The following is an 18,399-nucleotide window of genomic DNA, read 5'->3' on the forward strand; positions in this document are numbered from 1 at the left end:
CCCGACCGCGGTCGGGCCGTCCGGCCCTCCCGCGTCATTCACTATGCCAACACTGTCTGATCAGCGGCTGACATGCAGCTGACGGCTGGACGTCGGACTCAGCGGCACCCCGCGGTGGGCCGGATCGACGCTGATGAGGACGGGATCCTGTTCGAGGACGGCCCGCTCGTACTCCCGCATGATCGGCGACGGCGTCAGTCCCAGGTCGTCGGACAATTGGTGCCGCAGGTCCTGGTAGACATCAAGAGCGTCCGCCTGGCGTCCGGAGCGGTACAGCGCGACCATCAACTGCTGCCGGAAGCGCTCCTTGTACGGGTGCTTGACGAGCAGCTCACGCAGTTCGGGGACGATGCGCTGGTGGTTGCCGTCCTCCAGCTCGCAGTCGAACAGCAGCTCCAGCGCGGAGAGGTAGGACTCCTCGTACAGACTGGCAGCCGCCTGCGCGATCGGCCCTCCTGTGAAACCGCCAAAGGCGGGACCTCCCCACAAGGCGAGCAGTCCGCGGGCTTCCCGGGCGATCTCGGCAGCCGGGCCTCGCTGGTGTCTCAGGCGCTCGAGCCCATTGAGGAAGGTGGCCACATCCAGCTCATTCTCTTCGACGATGAGCCGGTAGCCGGAGGGGTGGGTGATGAGCCTGGATACCGAGACCTCGGGCTCCAGGGCGGTCAGCTGCCGTCGCAGCCTGCTGACGTGGGCCTGCAAGGCGTTCTCGACCCGCTCCGGTGGGTTGCAGTCCCAGAGCTCGTCGATCAGCGTCTGGGTGGGTACCAGCTTGCTGGCATTGGCTAAGAAGGCCATCAGGAGAGACCTCTGCAGGGCTCCTTTGGGCCGCAGAGAGCCGACCGGCGAACCGATCTCGATGGCTCCCAGGATCCGGAAGTTCAGCATGATGCCTCCAGCGGCAAGAATCCGTGTGTGGGTATTCCGGCACGGTGGCATGAGCACCGTACGAACTCAGCGGGTCATGTCCGCTGAGCATCGACTGGTAGGGGGGTGGCCCGGCGCATACGTCATGCGCACGCCATGTGAACAAAAAGAGCGGAGCGGCTTCGGTCAAGCCTCGCTCGGTGGGAGAGGCGGCAAAGGATGAGCGGGCAGGGCACGGAAGTCCCCGCGGAATAGCCGGCGACCGAGAGATGGGGCCCGGGTATCCCCGCGAGCGGAGTCACGGGACCTGAACAGCGGCCCTTCGCGGTCGCGGCGTTTACAGGGTTCGGGCCGTCCCTGGCAGGACAGGCTGTGGCCGGCTCAACGCCGACGCCGCTCTCTTGTGCATCCCCCGCACCTCCGCGTCATATGACCGACCGCCGGTCATCGAATGGATAGTTGCATGGGCCGCACAGTCGGTCAAGCGAAAGAAGACCGCCCGTTCCGTTTCACACCGGGCCGGCGCCGTCGCCCGATCACTCATTCAACAAACGCCCTTGCAGGAAGCGGCAAAACGGCACAAGGCAGGGTGCTTGTCAGCTCGAAGTCAGCCAATGATCAGCGCGTGTTGGCATAGTGGGCGACGCGGCAAGGCCCCAACGGTCTGCTGCAGTTGAACAGGGATCATCGGGACTCCCCACCGCCGACGACCCCCGCTTCGACAAGGAGAGGTACCCGAAGTGGCCCAACGGGGGCTCGAGGTACTACCTCAGCCGGGCTCCGGCCCGCGCAGGTTCGAATCCTGCCCTCTCCGCTCCAGCGGTCGATACCACAATCGATACCGGTCCGGTTTATTCCGACCGGTATACGAATCCCGCCGCCCCACGCACTTTTCCGGCCTTGTTCCACTGCTGCGCCCATCCTGGATTCCGGGTGGGCGCATTGGCGGAACAAGGCCGGACCGCATACCCGTTCATGAGGCATTCCTGTGACACGTCCGTGCGTGGGTACAGCGGCGGCTCGCCGCCGTACCCACGCACGGTACGAGGTCAAGGATCAGGCGTCCGCGAAGGCTCCAGGCCGGCGGAGGTCCCGCAACAGGTCGTCGACCAGCTCCTCCGTGACGTGATTCATCGTGTAGAGGTGGACGTAGGGCCGCTCCTCGCCGTCGACGTGCAGGGTCTCCGAGGAGAGCGAGTACTTCCGGACGATGTCCGCGTTGGGCCGTCGGAACCGTACGGTCAGCGCCTGCGGGCTGCGGGCGACCCAGAGGTCGGCCGCCACTTCCTTCTGGAGGGCGAGAAGCCGGTCATGCACGTGACCGGCCATCCGCTGAGCGTGGACCGCCTTGCGTATCTGGTCGTCGTAGGAGTTCCTGGCGAGGTGGTCCCACAGGACGAGGGCCGACAGGCCGTTGCGGGATCCGGCGAACGTCGTGTCCGAGGAACCGATGTACTCCGCGGCCCTGGGCGGGATCATCTGCAGCCCCGTACGCGTCATGAACACACCGCACGGCCAGGGGGCACCCATCCACTTGTGGGCGCTCATGGTCAGGCTGTGGACCTCGGCGAGCCGGAAGTCGAAGACCGGAGGGGCCTGCTCGATCATGCCCGCGTCGCGGGCCATCTCCAGGAACGGGGCGTAGCCTGCTCCCAGGGCTCCGTCGACGTGGATCCAGTAGCCGGGGCGCAGGTCATAGGCGCTGTCCTGACCGCGACTGTGGTACACGCGGCGTTCGTCCAGGCCGTACTCGGCGCAGATCTCGCGAACGGTCCGGGCCGCCGTGGCGACGTCGTCGTAGGCACCCTTGAAGGTCGAGCCGTAGTTGAGGTTGACCAGGATCGGGTAGCCCTTGGCGGCGAAGAAGCGGACGAGCACGGCGAGCTTGTCCACGTCGATGGAGCCCGTGCCGTTCATGCCTCCGACCGAGGGCACCTCGGTAGGCCAGGGAGTTCCGGGGCCGAGCGGGTTCTCGTCCGGGTAGCGTGTGCTTCCCACTTCGTGGAAGGTGTCGATGCCCAGTACCCGTACTGCCTTGGTCAGGGAGTAGTGGGTGTCCTGGGAGAAGAAGGCCACGGGGTGGTAGGCGTGGGGGCTCTGGCCCTCCTGGCGGGCGGCCTGGGTGTAGACCGCGCCGGACGGGGACTGCGTGTCGGGGTCGACCTCGCGTCGCAGCAGCCTTCCGGACAGGAAGTCGCGGGCGTTCCACAGGCCGTAGAGGTTGCCCTCGCTCGATCCCATGGTGAGCAGGTAGCCCCAGTAGGAGTCGGGGTCATCGGCCCGGTGGGGCCACTTGGCGTTCCATAAGGAGGCGAAGTAGTCGAGGACGGCCCTCTCGAGGATCTTGGAGTTCGTGGTGAAGGCCCCCGACTGATAGGGGTCACCGACGTTGTTGATGTGCCGGTCGAGGTAGTGCCCGAGACGGTCCTTGAGACCGATGTCGTTGTTGATCTGGTAGCCGATGAAGTTCTCGGTCTGCCGGTCGATGTGGCTCCGGAAGAGAGCCTCTGCCTGTGCGTACTGTTCGGCGTCCAGACCGCCGGCGGGCAGCTGCACCTTGGCGTAGGGGATCTCGGGGACCTCGGGGTAGGAACGCCGGGGATCGTCCGCCGGGGCGGATACCCGGGGCATCTCCTCGAGGACGCGAAGGCGGCTGAACGTCTTCTGCCACGGGGTGTCCTCGGGGCCGAAGGGGAGATCGGGCATGGGGGTGTTAACTGAGGTCGTCACGGTGGGTGCCTTGTCTCTTCTCGAGTTTCTTCCCGTGAATCACCGCGCGCGGCGACGCGCTGCCGGCCGTGCGGCCGGCCCGGTCCGTCCCGGCTCCTGGCGGGCGGGAGGACCGGGCCGACGGGAACGGGGTCAGGTGAGCCGGAGGATCTCGATGGCCTCTTCGAGGCCCATGTAGACCAGGCGGGCGGCGGCCATCTTGTCCGTCCACTGCTCGGCGGTGGTGTAGCGCTCCTCGGCGGTGGTGTCGAGCAGGCGGCGGCCGGGCCACACCTCGTAGTCGCCGATCAGGTCGGCGTGCTGGTGCATGCCCTCCTGGAAGAGGTGCTCGCGCTCCATGATGTACTTCTTGTCCGGAATGGTGTCCCAGAGCTTCCGGCCCCGGACGATGATGTCCATCAGCTTCGAGCGGTACTCCGGGTGCTTCTGGAGGTACTCACGGACGATGGAGCTGCCCACGGTCAGGTGGCGGATCTCGTCGATCGCGGCGCCGCGGGCGATGGCGCTGGCGGCCGGGTCGATGAGGTTCCACTTGCGCTCGCTCAGCTCGGCCGCCGGCGCGAGCACGCCCTCGATGATGATCGTGAAGATGGCAACGCCACCGATGAAGTCGTCGTCGTCACGCACCGACTGGAGAGCGAACTCCAGGATCGGGTCGAGCACTTCGCGCTTGTAGCCCACGGTCAGCTTGGCGATGGTGTCGTGGAGATCGGCCTTGGGAACACCCATCTCGACCAGGTGATTGCGGAACACCATCGAGTGCCGCGCCTCGTCCATGAGCTGGGTGGCGAAGAAATCCATCTCGGGCAGGCCGGTGGCATGGGCGACGTAGTACGCCAGAGCACGGGTGCCCTCCGCTTCGGCGACCGAGCGGCACCCCAGTTCGAGTATCTGGGCGTCGCGCAGTGGGCCGTCCTTGCGCATGTGTTCAGGCGTCACTTCGTCGGCCGTGTGGCCGGTCGCCGCGCGATCGCGCAGAGTTCCTTGAGCCACGGCCTGGAACCAGTACGACAGGTCGCACTGCTCGGCTGTCAGGTCGAGGTTCATGGCGCCGTCGAGGAGCGAGGGAGCCTGGTCCCAGTCGGCCTCGGTGGGAATGGGGAGGGTCATGGCGTGGTGCTTCCTTTCAGAACGGGCGGGTGCGGTCGGGGTGTTCACTCCAGGCCTGCCGGGGCGCCGGGGGCGCGCCATCCCTGTCGCCGGACCACGTCGCGGAACTCGACGTCGTGGAGGTGGCCGGCGAAGTTGACCAGCGGTCGGCCGGGGGCCGCCTGGGCGTCGGTGGCAGTGGCGATCAGGAGGGTGTCGGCGTCTCCGACCTTGATCTGGTCGGTGAGCCGGCAGGTGAGCCGGGCCAGGCTGTCCTGGAGGACAGGGGCGCCGGAGGTGGGGTCCGCTTCCCATTTGATGAGGTCGAACTGACGGTGGCCCGGGGGCCGTTGGGGGTTGGCGAACCAGTCGGCCAACAGGGCCTGGCGTCCCGTCAGCACGTTGACGACGAACTGACGGCTCTGAGAGATCAGACTCGTCATGAGCGACTCGCGGCGCAGGCTGAACGACAGGGTCAGCGGGCGCTGTGAGACCACGCAGGCGGTGCTCACCGTGGCGGCGTGCACCGTGTCCTGGTGGGCCACGGTCAGTACGGCCACTCCGGTGACGAGCCGGCGTGAGACGTCGCGGATCAGTTGTTCCGCGGCTTCGGTCGTCTTGTCCGGTGCGGGTGCCGTACCGGTGGCCTGTGCGGGGCTCACTGTCCGGACTCCACGAGGCTGGAGGTGGTTCGGGCGTGGGCCCCGGGGGTGGCGAAGAGGTTCTGCGAGAGCTTGGCGAATTCCTCGTTCGCGACGGGCTCGAAGGGCAGGGCGAAGGGCTTCATGAAGTTGCCGAACACCCCTCGGTCGGCGCAGAGGTGGATCGGGATGACCAGTAGGGCCCATTCCCAGCCGCTGATCAGGACCCACAGTCCGATGACCAGTCCCTGGGTCAGGAGGCTGTGCATCGTGTTGTACAGCACGTAGTAGGTCTTCGAGATCCGTTTGTCCGGACTCTTGTGGTAGGCGATCGCCCCGGGTATGTAGCCGATGAGGTCGATGTAGACGAAGAGGATGATCGCCGGGAGCCATCGGACGTCGCCGATGTGGGCGATGAAGAATCCGAGGGAGACCGCGAGGCCCGCGAGGTATTCGGTCCGGTGCAGGCGAACGGTCGTCGGTGATTCGAATGAGTTGACTTGATCCATGGTGAGACCACCCGTCGGTGCGTGTCGTGGCGTGGCGCCGGGGTCAGATCTGCAGGGGCCCGCCGTTGAAGTACTCGACCAGGTGCGGGGAGGAACTGGTCCGGCCGGGCGGGTGGAACGCCAGGGGGTGAAGCGCGGAGGAGAGGTAGGCGACGTCGGAGGACTTGATGAAGGCGATGCCGCCGAGGAGCTCGACCGCCTGCTCGGCGATGGCCGCCAGTGTCTTCTGGACGGCGAAGCGCGTGGTCAGGCAGTTGGCGACGGCTTCCTCGCCGGCGAGCCCGTCACGCACGGCGCGGGCCAGGCCCTCGGTGAGGGAGACGGCCGACTCCAGCTGAATGCCCAGGGCGGCCCGGTCGGTGACGCTGCCGCGCTCGCGCTTCATGACCATCTCGGTCAGAGCGCTCGCCGCGCCCACGTAGGCGGAGGTGATCAGCATTTCGAACCAGACGAACGCCGCGGTCTGCAGGTCGTCGAGACGTTCGGGGTCGTCCGCCGTGCCGCGGATGACGAGGTGCTCGGGTACGTGCACGTTCTCCAGGCGGACCTCGTCGCTCTGGGAGGCCGCGAGGATGGGGCTGTCCCAGAAGGGGTGGACCGAGATGCCCTCGGAGTCCGCGGGGATGAGCAGGACTGCCAGCGAGGTGGTGCCGTCCTCGACGGGCAGGATGACGCTCGCGGTGAGGAGGTTCATGGAGTGCGAGAGGCTGCAGGGCTTCTTCGAGCCGTTGAGTACGAACCCGTCCTCGACAGCGGTGGCCGACACCGACGGATTGAGGATGTCCTGCTGAGTGCGGCCCTCGGCCCAGCCCGAGGCCAGCAGCAGCCCTTCCGGCGCGATGCGGGAGAGCAGTTCCACCTGTGACGGGCTGGGGGGAACGACCCGGTCGGCCAGGGCGAACAGCATGGCGGCCGTGAAGTTGTGCATCGTGGCCGCGGCGGCGAGCGAGGGTGAGCAGGAGCCGAGCGCGCGGGTGACACGCACGGCGTCCAGCGCGTCGGCTCCCAGCCCGCCGTAGGCGGCCGGCACCAGCAGGCCCGCTCCGCCCTGGGCCTTGAAGATCTCCAGGACCGGGCTTCCGGGAGCCTCCCTCTCGGCCAAGGGGATGTCCGAAAGTCCCTTGAGCAGCCCGGGGTGGAGACGGTCGGTCGTCTCACGTGCAAGATCGAGGGAGCGCATACGCGGAATCCTCCAGCATTCGTTTCGAAGAGCCGGTCAATCGGATGGAGCTTCGGTTCACATATTTCGCGGTGCGATCCTGGCATGGCGATCTGACCACCCGCTGACGCCTTCCTGACATAACTTTCGGAGCCACTTTTCGAAACGTCCTGCTGACATCGCGATGACACCGCGCTGACGCCCTTCAACGCATAGCGGAATCGCTATTGATGAAGTCTCGCCGCAGGCCGCACCATGGTTCTGCCCTGCCTCCCTGCGACGCTCCCGATCACGGAGTTGGTCACCATGAACCGAGGAGAGATTCTTATGAGCACACCCACTCGCGACGCGGCCGGCACAGTGTCGGCCGAATACGTTCTGACCGCCATACGCGAATACTCGCAATCCGAGAATCCGAGTTCGTTCCTGGCCGTCAACGAGGGGAACTCCTACTTCACGCTGCCGGACCGCCCCGGGGTCGTGGTCTACCGGCCTGCGGGAAGTCATCTGATCCAGTTCGGTGGACCGTTCGCTCCGGACGAGTCCTACGAGGACCTCCTGCTGGGTTTCCGCGCGTTCGCCCATGACAAGGGGCTGACCGTGAGCGCGATCCAGCTGCAGGAACGGGACGCCCGCATCTACGCGCGCCACGGCTTCACCGTCAACCAGGTGGGAGCGTCCTATGCCGTCGACCTCACTACCTTCACCCTGGCCGGCACGCGGTACATGCAGCTGCGCAACAAGATCTCACGGGCGCTGCGCAGTGGTCTGACCATCATTGAGGCCGATTACGAGCAGTGGGCGGAAGGTGTCCGCGAGATCGACCGGCTCTGGCTGCCGATCAAGGGGGAAGGCGCCCGTCCGCTGGAGTACCTCGTCGGGCAGACCGGGGGTGCCATGCAGGAGCACCGTCGGCTGTTCGTCGGCCATGTGGACGGGGAGCTGATCGGCTACGTGTCCTACTCCCCCGTGTACGGATCGAACCCCGGATGGATGCACGACCTGAGCCGGCGCCGTCCCGACAGCCCCGCGGGCGTCATGGAGGCGATCAACAAGGCCGCCATCGAAGTATTCCGTGGTGAGGGTGTGCCCTGGCTCCACTTCGGCTTCACCCCTTTCACCAGTCTGAGCGACGACCGGGAAGTGGAAGGCCACAGCCTGGGATTCAAGTGGCTGATGCACTACCTGTGGGAGAACCAGATCGTCTATCCCGCCTCGACTCAGCTCGCCTACAAGGAAAAGTGGAACCAGAGCCTGGTCCTCACCGAGTACGCCGCCTTCGACGGCAAAGCGAGCATCGACGGGTTCGTGAATGTCTGGCGGGCCGCGAACGCGATGTAACCGTACTCCCGCCGATACCGGACAGACATTTACCATCGATCAAGGAGACAGCATGTCAGGCGAGAACACCGCAGCCCCCACCGCGCTGGAAGCCGCGCAGCAGCGTACGGCGGATCTGTTCGTGCAGCTGTGCGGCGACCCCGACAACGCCGCGACAGCGGCCGCCGCGGACGAAGCGCTGCACAGGCTGGACGAGCTGCTCGCCGCCGCAGCCGAACGGTCCGCGTGAGAAGGGCCGTGTGAAAGCCTTGGGGGGCTGCCGCCATGATGGCGGCAGCCCCCCAAGGCTTTACGGCCTGGTCAGTCGCACGCGCCGTCCGGCCCGATCCGGCTGAAGCCCGCGTAGGGCACCAGGGCGGGGGGAACGATGACCGACCCATCGGCCTGCTGGTACTGCTCGAGGATGGCCACCATCGTCCGCCCGATGGGGAGACCGGAGCCGTTGAGCGTGGCCGGGTATTCCCGCCCGGCCCCCTGGCGCACCTGGATGCCGGCTCGGCGGGCCTGGAACGGGCCGCAGTCCGACACCGAGGAGATCTCACGGAAGGTGCCCTGGCTGGGCAGCCATACCTCCAGGTCATACGTGCGGCGGGCGGAGAAGCCGAGGTCGCCGGCGCGCAGCTCGATGACGCGGTAGTGCAGTCCCAAGCGCTTGAGGCATTCCTCGGCGTGGGAGAGCATCAGCTGAAGCTGGTCGGCGGCGTCCTGCTGGGTGCACAGCCGCACGAGCTCCACTTTGGCGAACTGGTGCAGCCGGATGAGGCCGCGAGTGTCCCTGCCGTAGGAGCCTGCTTCGGAGCGGAAGCAGGCCGTGTGAGCGGTCAGGGCCAGCGGCAGGTCGGCGGCGGGGAGGGTCTCGCCCCGGAAGAGGTTGACCAGGGGGACCTCGGCGGTGGGAATCAGGTAGAGGTCGCGGTCCTCGTCCACCTGTGTCCTGAACAGATCGGCCTCGAACTTCGGCAGTTGCCCGGTGCCGGTCATGGTCTCCCGCGTGACCAGGTGCGGGACGCTGTACTCGTGGTAGCCGTGTTCCCCGGTGTGCAGGTCGAGCAGGAAGGAGGCCAGTGCCCTCTCGAGACGGGCCCCGGCCCGCACGGTGACGGCGAAGCGTGTGCCGGAGAGCTTGCCGGCCCGCTCGAGGTCGAGGATTCCCGTGGTCGTCCCGAGTTCGACGTGGTCTCGGGGGGTGAAGTCGAAGCGCGGGGGCTGTCCCCAGCGTCGTACCTCGACGACGGGGTCGTCCGGGGTGCCATCGGGCACCTCGTCGAGCGGCGTGTTCGGGATGCCGAGCAGCACGTCTTTCAGCTCGGCGTCCAGCGTCCGCTGGGTGTGCTCGGCCTTGCGGATGCGTTCTTTGAGTTCGCGGGCCGCCTCGACTCCGCCGCGGCGGCTGTCCTCATCGGTGCCGGACCCGCGCAGCCGACGGGAGATCGTGTTGAGTTCTGCGCGCAGGTTGTCGCGGGTGGCGATGGCCTCCGCGCGCTCGCGGACGAGGGCGCTGAGGGCAGTGCGGTCGAGGGCGTAGCCCTTGCGTGCCAGGCGCTGCTGCGCCGCGTTGTCGGGCGCGAGCAGGGTGTGCGGATCGTGCACGTCGGAATTCCTCCTTCGGTGAGCGTTGGCGTGCCGTGCCCTCAGTCGGCCAGGGCCTTCTCGAGCAGGGGAGCCAGGTCCTCCGGCCGGAGCCGCTCCAGGGACGACCATCTTTCGGCGACGTCCTGGGGGCCTCCGGCCGCCAGGAACTTGTTCGTCACCAGGGCACGGTGCCGACCACGCAGATCAGGGCCGATGCCGCCGTGGGGGATGGACAGTTCGCGGCTGAACCGACGGCCGTCGTGCATGTGCACCTCGACGCGCGCCGGTGTCGGTTTCACGGCTTGGGTGAAGTCCTCGAGCGGTGGGCCCAACTCACCGACCAGTGCCGGCATGTCCGCCACGTCGCCGCCGCCGAAGTCCCTCAGCCACTGTGCGCTGCGCCGGCCGGCTTGGCGGATGGCCTCGCCCACGGGGGCGTCGCCGGTCATCAGGGCTTTGGTCATGGACTCGTTGTGGACCAGCCGGACCTTCGAGGCCAGGGTCCAGCGCTCGGACCGGTCCAGGGCCGGGGGGTAGAAGTCCTCGATGGCCAGGCGCCCTGTCAGCAGCGCTGTCGCCACGGGGTAGGGCGTGGTCAGCACCATCGCTCCGATGGGCGTGCGCGGCCCGTCGAGGTACGGCTGGGCCTTGCGTGCGGCGAAGACGGTGTAGAGGGAGCCTTCGACGACGATCTCTCGCACGTCGTCGGGTGTCCAGTCGCCCATCGCCGAGTGGAGTTCGGCCGCGCAGTCGATCGCGGCGTCAATGCCGGGTCCGCCGGGGTGCAGCTTGAAGGAGAGGGTCTCGGTGTGCCATCGATGGCCGAGCCCGGCGGTGACGGCCTCGGGCAGCGGGACGGTGGCGAACTTCGCGAGGAACCCGTCGGGATGCTCGACGATGTCGCCGGCGCCGGTGAGGCCGGCGGCTGCCGCGTCACAGGCGTCCATGGCCATGCGTACGGCCGCGGGGACGTGCAGGAGCCGGGCGTCGCTGGTCACGAAGCCGCGCATCAGGGTCCACGGTGGTGCGCTCAGGGCCAGGGAGAGGGCGTTGCGCCATTGTTCGCGGGGGGCGTTCTCACCGGCCAGGCGTCCGGCGACGGCGCCGACCAGGTGGGTGTGCAAGGCGGTCTGGCCACGGAACGGCCCCAGCGTGGCGGATGCGGTGATGCGGGACGCGCATTCATTGGCCACGATCACCGAGCGCAGGAGGTCGTGCCCGGAGAGCCGGAGGGCGTGGGCGAAGGCCAAGGGCACCGCCACGGTCGAGGGTGCCAGGTGGCCCGCGTAGGCGGTGTCGTCGAGGTTGAGCCATGCGCCCACGCCCGCGAGGATGCGCGCGGATTGTGCGGTGTCGCGCTGGAAGGGTGCGCCGAGCGCTCCTACGAGGCGTCGGCCCTCCTTTTGGCGTAGGCCTATCCGGATGGCCGCGAGCTGGGACAGGATCTGGCTCGCGGCGAACTCGACGACGCGCTGTGGCACCGTCTCCAGCCGCATGGTGCTGGCCCAGTCCGCCAGTTCCTCCAGTACGCCGCGTGGTCCGGGGTCGGTGGGTCCGGCCGGAATCCGGGGGTCCTCGGTGGTCATGCTTGGGCCTTTGCCTGCTGGGCGGCGACGAGAACGGGCAGTACGCGCGGCAGTACGTCGATCGTGAGGGAGGTGGCGTCGCCGGGGAGCACCTCGCCGTCGTGCTCGAAGCGCAGGGGCCGGCCGTCGGTGCGTTCCAGGGTGACGCGTTTGCCACGCTGGTAGGTGACGTGCTCCGAGGACACGTGGGCGCCGCCCTGACGCATGAGGTCGAGCGCGGCTCGTGCGGGGATCCCGGAGCCGATGACGCAGACGTCGAGCAGTCCGTCGTCCGGCACGGAGAACGGCATGGTCTCGTAGACGCCGGCGCGGTAACGTCCGCCGCCGACATTGACGAGGAGGGTGTCCCCGACGTGGACGGGGCGGCCGTCGACCAGGACGCGCCCGGGGTAGGGGGTGAAGCGGGTGAGGACCGAGTCGATGGCGGCCTGGTAGCGGGCCCGGCCGGCGACGGGGATGGTGAGGGCTTCGGCGGTGGCCTCGGCGAACAGTCCTGTGCTCGCGCCGAGAACGACCAGGCGGGAGGTTCCGGCGATCGTGGCGAGGTCATAGGCGCGCAGTTCGCTGCCTTCGCCGGTGAGGGCGGAGGCAAGGGCTGTCTGCCAGGGAACGTCCTGCCAGAAGTGCCGGTAGTTCGAATTGCCCGTGCCGCCGGGCAGGACGAGCAGCGCGGGCAGCGTGGCCCCGCTGTCGCGGGCCTCAAGCAGTCCGGTGACGACTTCGCGGGCGGTGCCGTCGCCTCCGATGGAGATGATCACGGCGGACGGTTGCCCGCTCGCGGTGATCGCGTGTTGCCGTGCCAGCTCCGTGGCGTGGCCGGGACACTCGGTCCACAGGGTCTCGGTGTGCCCCGCGTGGGAGCGGCAGATCTTCTCGATGTCGGAGAGCAGTTCCTGAGTGGTGGAGCCCGCTCTGGGGTTGGCGATCACGGTGACGCGACGGCCCGCTTCGGCCGGGATGCCGTGTGCGGTCAAGGCCTACTCCTGCCTGGCAAGGACGGATTTCGACGGCGGCAGGGGATGGCCCTGCGAGGCGGAGAGGGCAGGATTCGAACCTACGTGGGCTTTCGCCCGGCCGGCGTGACTGGCTGCCGGTCCCCGTTGGGCCGCTTCGGGTACCTCTCCCGGGCGGCCTGCCGCAGGGACCTCCGGTCCTGGGGCAGGGCGCCGCTGGGAAGAACTTTGCCCGAGGGCTCTGACCTGCTGCTGACAGGCAACTGACCGGAGGTGGGACGAGAAGGCGCCTGTTCAGCCCTGGCTGACGGTGATCGGCAGCTTCCTGAGGGCGTGCGACCTGAACGACGCCCTCCAGGAGGGGCCGTCTTCACGGACCGCCAGGCCGATGCGAGGGAATCGATTCAGCAGGGTGGCCAGCGCGACCTGCGTTTCCATCCTGGCCAGGGGCGCCCCGAGGCAATAGTGAATGCCGTGGCCGAGGGTGAGGTGCGCGTTGTCCTGGCGCCGGATGTCGAACTCGTCGGGTGCGGTGAAGCGTTCGGGGTCGCGGTTGGCCGAGCTCAAGGCCAGCATGAACGTGTCGCCGGCGGGGATCGTGACACCGCCGATCTGGATGTCCTCGGTCGGGAAGCGGCGGATGGCCAGTTGGTTGGCGCGGGTGAAAGGCAGGATTTCCTCCACCGCGGCAGGAGGAGCCCGGTGTCGGCGCGCAGCGCGGCCATCTGTTCGGGGTGGCGCAGCAGAATCAGCAGTCCGCTGCTGATGAGGCTGTGGGCAGTCCGCGGAAGGCCCGGGCCAGCCTGCGCTGGAAGTCGAGCTCGGCCACCAGGTCCGGTGGGTCTGTCACCCGGGGGGAGGTGATGTGGATGGCGGGCCTTCTGCCGCGGGCTTTGGCTCGCAGCGCGAAGGCGAGGTGAGCGGCCTCCATGGCAGCGGGAAGGTCCGCTTCGGGCACACCGGCCGCGACGGCCTGGCGGCTCGGTTTTCCGGCGCAGCCGATCAGGGAGCCGCTCGCCGTCGACTGGTACGCACGCGCACGCGCGAAGACCGGAGGCGGCACGACAGGCACGGCGTAGGACAGCCGGTGCCCCGACCGCCACAGGACCTCGAGACGGCGCTGGCACCAGTGGCGGACCTGTGGGCACGGCTGAAGCGCGCCACCACCCGGGCCGTGGTCGCCACCGCGGTACGCGAGGAACTCCTCCGCGTCGCAGGCGTGACGGACAGGGCACGAGCCGACCAGGTCCTGGCTGTCCGGCTCGCCCGACGTCTGGGCCAGCAGGGCGCGGCCCGGTCTGTCAACGACCCGGTCGGCTGGCTCCTCGCCCGTGGCCTGGCCCGCCGGCCCGGCTGCGGCGATCCACGCTGTGACGAGGGCGCTCGCCTGGACACGGGTGAGCCGTGCGCCATCTGCCGGTTCCTGGCCGGGGACCGGCGGGCACTGCGCAGGTACACGGCGGCTCAGGTCGCCGCCGAACGCCCCTGGGCGACAGCAGTGGAGCAACGAGCGGCATGTGAACGGCGCTTCCAGGCGATCGCCGCGTGGAACGTTACGCGCAGTGCCCTCGCCCGTGAGCGAGCCGAGGCCCGCCGCGCGGCCGGGCGGGCGAGCCTGGCGACCACGGCCCAGGTGAGGGGGGCACAGGTGCCGCCGGGCAACGCGCCCGCCGCACGTCAGGCCACGGCGGGGAACACCGAACCTCTGGGGTTCGTGGCACACGACACGTACGCGGTCGGCGCGGCGACGGCCCGTGCCGCGCTTCGTGCGGCACGGGCCGGGATGGGGAGCTGACGTGCCCCAGGTCTCGGCCTGTTGTCCGTGTGCGGCGCCACCGGCGCCGCACACGGATCACGCCTGGCTAGGCGAGGTGGGTCGCCGCGGCAGGGTCGTTCTCGGAGGCTTCGAGCAGCGATGCCACGTGGCCGGCGAGGCCATTGACCGAGGGGTAGTTCCACAAGGCCGTGATCGGCAGCCGGATGGCAAGGAGCTTCTCCAGCTTGCCGCACACCACGACGGACATCACGGAATCGAGGCCGAGCTCGGTGAGCGGCTGATCCCGGTCCAGCTCATCGAGGGGAATCTTCATCTCCCGCGCCATGCGGGAAGCGATCTCGTCGGCGATCCGCTCGGGGAGAATCTCCGGGGGCAGCTCGTGCCATGCCAGGCGTGCGTCCGTGCCGCCTTGGGAGACGTGCTCTTCGGCGTGTCCGGCCTCCGTCTGCGCGGTGGTGTCAGCAGGCGCGGCCCGGTCCCGCAGCGCGCCGAAACGGGTGCCGGGCAGCCAGGCGAGCAGGCGCCCTTGCTCGTCGCTGATCGTGATGTCCACGGTGTCCGTGTCCGGATCGACCAGATGGATGTCGACAATGCCGACCTCGGGCGCTTCCCCCACCACACGTACCTCACGGATGTGGGAAGGCATCCGGACGGTGGGCGGACCCCCGTAGATGATGGGGACCACGCCAAGAGCGGCGTCCAGCAGCGGAGCCCAGGTCACCTGGTCCCCGGATACCGCCGGGGCGTGGATGCGAGCGCGCACCACCGCGTCGCCGACCAGCAGTTCCTCCACCGTCCAGGGCCAGGCGATGCCTTCGACACCGATGGCGTCGAGACGCGACATCACGATCCCGGGGTCCGCGGCCGATACACCGTCCGGAGGCAGGACCTTGGCCATGGACGACGGAAACGCGGAAGCGTGGCCCCCCATGGTGGAGGCGTAGGTGTGCGTCAGCCAGTTGCCCGGCCCCTGGGAGGCGTCGACGGGGCGGGTACTGAGCCGCAGCGTGGAGTCGTCCTGGACGACCTGTACCTCGCGCGGAGTGGCCAGAGCGATGGGGAACCGCAGGTGCACGTCGAAAATGGCCTTGGCCGCACCCGGGCCCGCGGCGGTCTCCAGGAAGGTGTGGATGATCGACGATGCCGGGACGATGGATGTGCCGTGCAGCGCGTGCCCGCCGGGGAAGGGGCGGCTGGCGTCGTCCAGATAGGTGTTCCACAGGCGCAGCGGCCTGGAGGACGCCACGTCCACCGGTCGGCCGAGCAGGGCGTGTCCGGTGACGTCGTGCTGTTGTGTGCTGACAGCGGCAGCCGGCAGGACCGCGTCCAGCCAGTGCCGCCGGTGCTGCCATGCGATCGGAGGCAGTTCGGCGATTTCGGCCCCGGTGTACGCATGGGACCAGTCGGGCGCGGCGCCATGGCAGAACAGCGTCGCGGCATTGGTCAGGAGCGTCAGCAGTTCCGGCTTGTCGCGGCGCAGGGAGTGAGCGACGAGGGCGTCCGACGCCCCGAGGTGCGACAGGGTCTCATCGACCGAGTGGGCGACCACGGGGTGCGGGGACACCTCCAGAAACCGGTGGTGGCCGTCTTCGACGGCGGCGGTGACCGCTTCACGCAGTCGTACGGGGTTGCGCAGGTTCGCGGCCCAGTAGTCGGCATCGTGCTCGTCCCGCGCCCGGGGATCCTCCAGGGCCGTGGTGTACAGGGGGATGGCCGGAGTTCGCGGGCGGAGGCCCGCCAGGGCCTCCCGCAGGCCCTCGACCAGTGCGTCCATGTGAGAGCTGTGGAACGCCACATCGGAGTTGACCGGCCGGACCGGAACGCCGTCATCGGACCACTTCTTGACCATGTCGGCGATCTCCTCGGCGTCTCCGGAGACGACCGTCGAGGTGGGAGAGGAGGCGATGGCCGCGCTCACTCCGTCGCGGCCGTCGAGCCGCGCGGCCACCTCTTCGAACGGCAGCCCCACCATGGCCATGCCGCCCAGGCCCGCGACCTCTCGGAGAAGAACGGAACGACGGCAGCTGAGCCGGGCCCCGTCCTCCAGGCTCAGGGCTCCGGCGACCACAGCGGCCGCGATCTCGCCGACGGAATGACCGATCACGGCAGCCGGCCGATATCCGTACGAGCGCCACACTTCGGCCAGGGCGACCTGCATCGCGAAGATCATCGACTGGGCCCGGTCGACGGAGGTGAAGTCTCCCTCGACGATGGCCTGCCGGGCCGAGAAACCGAGCTCGTCAAGGAAGATGGGGTCGAGTTCGTCGATGACGGAGGTGAAGGGAGTGCTGTGGTCGAGCAGTCCCGCGCCCATGCCGGACCAGTGGGAGCCATGGCCTGAGAAGACCCATACCGGTGCCGTGTCCGATGTTGCCCTGCCCTCGACGACGCTGTCGGATGTCGTCTCCTCGCCGGAGGCGAAGGCACGCAATGCCGAGATCAGCATGCCGTGGTCCTTGGCCACGACCGCGGCACGGTGGCTCAGGTGCGACCGGCCCGCCGTGAGCGTACGGCCGACCGCCGACAGGGGAACCTCGGGATGCCGCTCGAGCCAGTCGGCCAGCCGCAGCGCATAAGCGGCCACACCCGCGCGGGAGCGGTAGGACAGGGGGAAGAGCCCCGGGGCACTCAGCTCATGGGGGTCGGGCTCGACCCTCCCGGGAGCCTCCTCCAGCACGATGTGCCCGATCGTCCCGCCGTAGCCGTACCCGGAGACCCCGGCACGTCGAGGATGCTCGCCGCGCGGCCACTTCCGGTGCTCCGTGACGAGCTCCAGCCCCCACTCGTCCCACGGGATGTCGGGGCTGGGGACGCTGGTCATCACGGTCGCCGCCATCTCGGCCTCGCGCAGCATCAAGGCGGCCTTGATGACGCCGGCCACTCCGGAGGCCGGCTCGGCGTGCCCGATGTTCGACTTCACCGACCCTATGCGGCACGGCTCATCGGCCGGACGGCCGAGGCCGAACACCGCGTGCAGGCCGGCAGCCTCCACCGGGTCGCCGAGCCGCGTACCCGTTCCGTGCGCCTCGATGTATCCGGCGGTGACCGGGTCCAGGCCGGCCTTCTGCCACGCCAGACGCAACAGATCGCGCTGGGCGTCCGGGTTGGGGGCCATGATCCCGCTGGTGTGGCCGTCCTGGGCGACGGCGGACCCCTTGATCACCGCATGGACGCGGTCTCCGTCGCGTCGAGCGTCGGACAGGCGCTTCAGGACGAGCACACCGCATCCCTCGGCCCGTCCGTATCCGTCGCCCTCCGCGTCGAAGGGCTTGCTGCGGCCGTCCGGGGACAGTGCTCCGGCCGCCTCCAGCGTCAGCGTGTAGGCGGGCGAGAGAATGATGTTCACGCCCCCTGCGAGCGCGAGCGACGTCTCGCCTGTCAGCAACGCCTGGCATGCCAGGTGGATGGCCACCAGGGAAGCGGAACATGCCGAGTCCAGCACGAAGCTGGGACCGTGGAGGTCCAGCACATGGGAGACCCGGTTGGCTATGCCGGTCAGCTGGGCACCGATGCCGGTCCACGGCTCGATCCTCGGCAGGTCTTCCAGGAGCCGCCGGCCGTAGTCGTCCGAGCAGGTTCCGATGTACACGCCCGCGTCGGAGCCGCCCACGGACCGAGGGGGCATACCCGCGTGCTCCAGGGCCTCCCACGCGACCTCGAGGACCAGACGCTGCTGTGGGTCCATGAACTCGGCCTCGCGCGGTGTGATGCCGAAGAACTCGGCGTCGAAACCGTCGACGTCACCGATGAAGTTGCCCGGCCGGTCCGCTTTCCGCAACGCCTCGGAGAACTCAGGATTGATCTTGGTGTAGGGCCGCCACCGGTCCTCAGGTGTCGGTTCGACCGCCACCTTGCCACCTACGAGGAAGTCCCAGAAGGTCTCCGGAGAGTTGATTCCGCCGGGGAACCGGCACCCCATTCCGACAATGGCGACCGAATCGTCGTTCCGCATATCACTCCTTGATCAGTAGTCAAGGCAGCGGTGGGATCGAGCGGAGGACGAGGGTTGCCAGGGGTCACAGAAGGGCACGGCCCGGAGGAAGGCGATGAGCTGCTTGCCGCCCGGCACGCCCCATGGCGCTCGGAGCCGCTGCCACAAAACGCGGAGAAAAACCATGGCTGTGGCCGCGTTCTTCTCCGCGTTCCCGGTGATGAGCCTGGTGTGCGGTGCACTG

General features: G+C 68.6%; 15 protein-coding genes and 2 tRNA genes. 4 read left to right on the plus strand and 13 right to left on the minus strand.

Features of this window, described 5'->3' with window-relative positions; genetic code table 11:
• Window positions 1-60: 60 nt before the first annotated feature.
• Window positions 61-888 carry an AfsR/SARP family transcriptional regulator gene (locus IE096_RS29260; RefSeq protein ID WP_189456817.1) on the minus strand — a complete coding sequence of 276 codons (828 nt, stop codon included), beginning with the start codon at window positions 886-888 and terminating at the stop codon, window positions 61-63.
• A 704-nt stretch (window positions 889-1,592) separates the two neighbouring features.
• Here IE096_RS29260 and IE096_RS29265 point away from each other — a divergent pair.
• Window positions 1,593-1,681 (plus strand) — tRNA-Ser (locus IE096_RS29265).
• A gap of 242 nt (window positions 1,682-1,923) precedes the next feature.
• Here the strand turns inward: IE096_RS29265 and IE096_RS29270 are convergent.
• The 5 genes from IE096_RS29270 to IE096_RS29290 form a co-directional block, all read right to left on the minus strand.
• Window positions 1,924-3,597: a pyridoxal-dependent decarboxylase gene (locus tag IE096_RS29270; protein ID WP_229820693.1), complete on the minus strand. Its 1,674-nt coding sequence runs from the start codon at window positions 3,595-3,597 to the stop codon at window positions 1,924-1,926.
• Between the two features lie 132 nt (window positions 3,598-3,729).
• The gene (locus IE096_RS29275) at window positions 3,730-4,707 is read right to left on the minus strand and encodes a VlmB-like protein (RefSeq protein ID WP_189456818.1); all 978 of its coding nucleotides are present in this window, start codon (window positions 4,705-4,707) and stop codon (window positions 3,730-3,732) included.
• Between the two features lie 44 nt (window positions 4,708-4,751).
• Complete coding sequence (locus IE096_RS29280; protein ID WP_189456819.1) at window positions 4,752-5,348, minus strand: flavin reductase family protein; 597 nt, start codon at window positions 5,346-5,348, stop codon at window positions 4,752-4,754.
• On the minus strand, window positions 5,345-5,836 hold the full coding sequence (locus IE096_RS29285) for a hypothetical protein (protein ID WP_189456820.1): 492 nt from the start codon (window positions 5,834-5,836) through the stop codon (window positions 5,345-5,347). The genes IE096_RS29280 and IE096_RS29285 overlap by 4 nt, the downstream gene beginning before the upstream one ends.
• Before the next feature lie 43 nt (window positions 5,837-5,879).
• Window positions 5,880-7,016 carry an acyl-CoA dehydrogenase family protein gene (locus IE096_RS29290; RefSeq protein WP_189456822.1) on the minus strand — a complete coding sequence of 379 codons (1,137 nt, stop codon included), beginning with the start codon at window positions 7,014-7,016 and terminating at the stop codon, window positions 5,880-5,882.
• Window positions 7,017-7,322: 306 nt separating this feature from the next.
• On the opposite strand from IE096_RS29290, the gene IE096_RS29295 reads away from it, so the two are divergent.
• Entirely contained in the window at window positions 7,323-8,336 is a 1,014-nt protein-coding gene (locus IE096_RS29295) for a bifunctional lysylphosphatidylglycerol flippase/synthetase MprF (RefSeq protein ID WP_189456824.1), read from the plus strand.
• Between the two features lie 52 nt (window positions 8,337-8,388).
• Complete coding sequence (locus IE096_RS29300; RefSeq protein ID WP_189456959.1) at window positions 8,389-8,565, plus strand: hypothetical protein; 177 nt, start codon at window positions 8,389-8,391, stop codon at window positions 8,563-8,565.
• Window positions 8,566-8,636: 71 nt separating this feature from the next.
• Here IE096_RS29300 and serS read toward each other — a convergent pair whose 3' ends face one another.
• From serS to IE096_RS29330, 6 genes are all read right to left on the minus strand, one after another.
• The gene (gene serS, locus IE096_RS29305; RefSeq protein ID WP_229820694.1) at window positions 8,637-9,926 is read right to left on the minus strand and encodes a serine--tRNA ligase; all 1,290 of its coding nucleotides are present in this window, start codon (window positions 9,924-9,926) and stop codon (window positions 8,637-8,639) included.
• A 41-nt stretch (window positions 9,927-9,967) separates the two neighbouring features.
• Window positions 9,968-11,494: an MmgE/PrpD family protein gene (locus tag IE096_RS29310; RefSeq protein ID WP_189456827.1), complete on the minus strand. Its 1,527-nt coding sequence runs from the start codon at window positions 11,492-11,494 to the stop codon at window positions 9,968-9,970.
• A complete protein-coding gene (locus IE096_RS29315) occupies window positions 11,491-12,468 on the minus strand; it encodes a diacylglycerol/lipid kinase family protein (RefSeq protein WP_229820695.1) in 978 nt (325 codons plus the stop codon). The genes IE096_RS29310 and IE096_RS29315 overlap by 4 nt, the downstream gene beginning before the upstream one ends.
• 59 nt (window positions 12,469-12,527) lie before the next feature.
• A tRNA-Asp gene (locus tag IE096_RS29320) sits at window positions 12,528-12,618 on the minus strand.
• 123 nt (window positions 12,619-12,741) lie between these two features.
• Window positions 12,742-13,131: a cytochrome P450 gene (locus IE096_RS29325; protein WP_229820696.1), complete on the minus strand. Its 390-nt coding sequence runs from the start codon at window positions 13,129-13,131 to the stop codon at window positions 12,742-12,744.
• A 64-nt stretch (window positions 13,132-13,195) separates the two neighbouring features.
• A complete protein-coding gene (locus IE096_RS29330) occupies window positions 13,196-13,510 on the minus strand; it encodes a DUF6545 domain-containing protein (RefSeq protein ID WP_189456829.1) in 315 nt (104 codons plus the stop codon).
• 24 nt (window positions 13,511-13,534) lie between these two features.
• Between IE096_RS29330 and IE096_RS29335 the strand changes: the two genes are divergently transcribed.
• A complete protein-coding gene (locus tag IE096_RS29335; protein ID WP_189456831.1) occupies window positions 13,535-14,242 on the plus strand; it encodes a hypothetical protein in 708 nt (235 codons plus the stop codon).
• Between the two features lie 67 nt (window positions 14,243-14,309).
• Here IE096_RS29335 and IE096_RS29340 read toward each other — a convergent pair whose 3' ends face one another.
• Window positions 14,310-18,176, minus strand: a complete 3,867-nt coding sequence (locus IE096_RS29340) for a type I polyketide synthase (RefSeq protein ID WP_189456833.1) — start codon at window positions 18,174-18,176, stop codon at window positions 14,310-14,312.
• Between the last annotated feature and the right edge of the window lie 223 nt (window positions 18,177-18,399).

Source organism: Streptomyces abikoensis (assembly GCF_014648775.1).
GTDB classification, from domain to species: domain Bacteria; phylum Actinomycetota; class Actinomycetes; order Streptomycetales; family Streptomycetaceae; genus Streptomyces; species Streptomyces abikoensis.

Excerpts from the sequence above, each read along its gene's own strand:
- IE096_RS29260 (WP_189456817.1), bottom strand. The coding sequence starts at position 888 with ATGCTGAACTTCCGGATCCTGGGAGCCATCGAGATCGGTTCGCCGGTC.
- IE096_RS29295 (WP_189456824.1), top strand. The coding sequence starts at position 7,323 with ATGAGCACACCCACTCGCGACGCGGCCGGCACAGTGTCGGCCGAATAC.
- IE096_RS29300 (WP_189456959.1), top strand. The coding sequence starts at position 8,389 with ATGTCAGGCGAGAACACCGCAGCCCCCACCGCGCTGGAAGCCGCGCAG.
- IE096_RS29285 (WP_189456820.1), bottom strand. The coding sequence starts at position 5,836 with ATGGATCAAGTCAACTCATTCGAATCACCGACGACCGTTCGCCTGCAC.
- IE096_RS29290 (WP_189456822.1), bottom strand. The coding sequence starts at position 7,016 with ATGCGCTCCCTCGATCTTGCACGTGAGACGACCGACCGTCTCCACCCC.
- IE096_RS29340 (WP_189456833.1), bottom strand. The coding sequence starts at position 18,176 with ATGCGGAACGACGATTCGGTCGCCATTGTCGGAATGGGGTGCCGGTTC.
- IE096_RS29310 (WP_189456827.1), bottom strand. The coding sequence starts at position 11,494 with ATGACCACCGAGGACCCCCGGATTCCGGCCGGACCCACCGACCCCGGA.
- IE096_RS29275 (WP_189456818.1), bottom strand. The coding sequence starts at position 4,707 with ATGACCCTCCCCATTCCCACCGAGGCCGACTGGGACCAGGCTCCCTCG.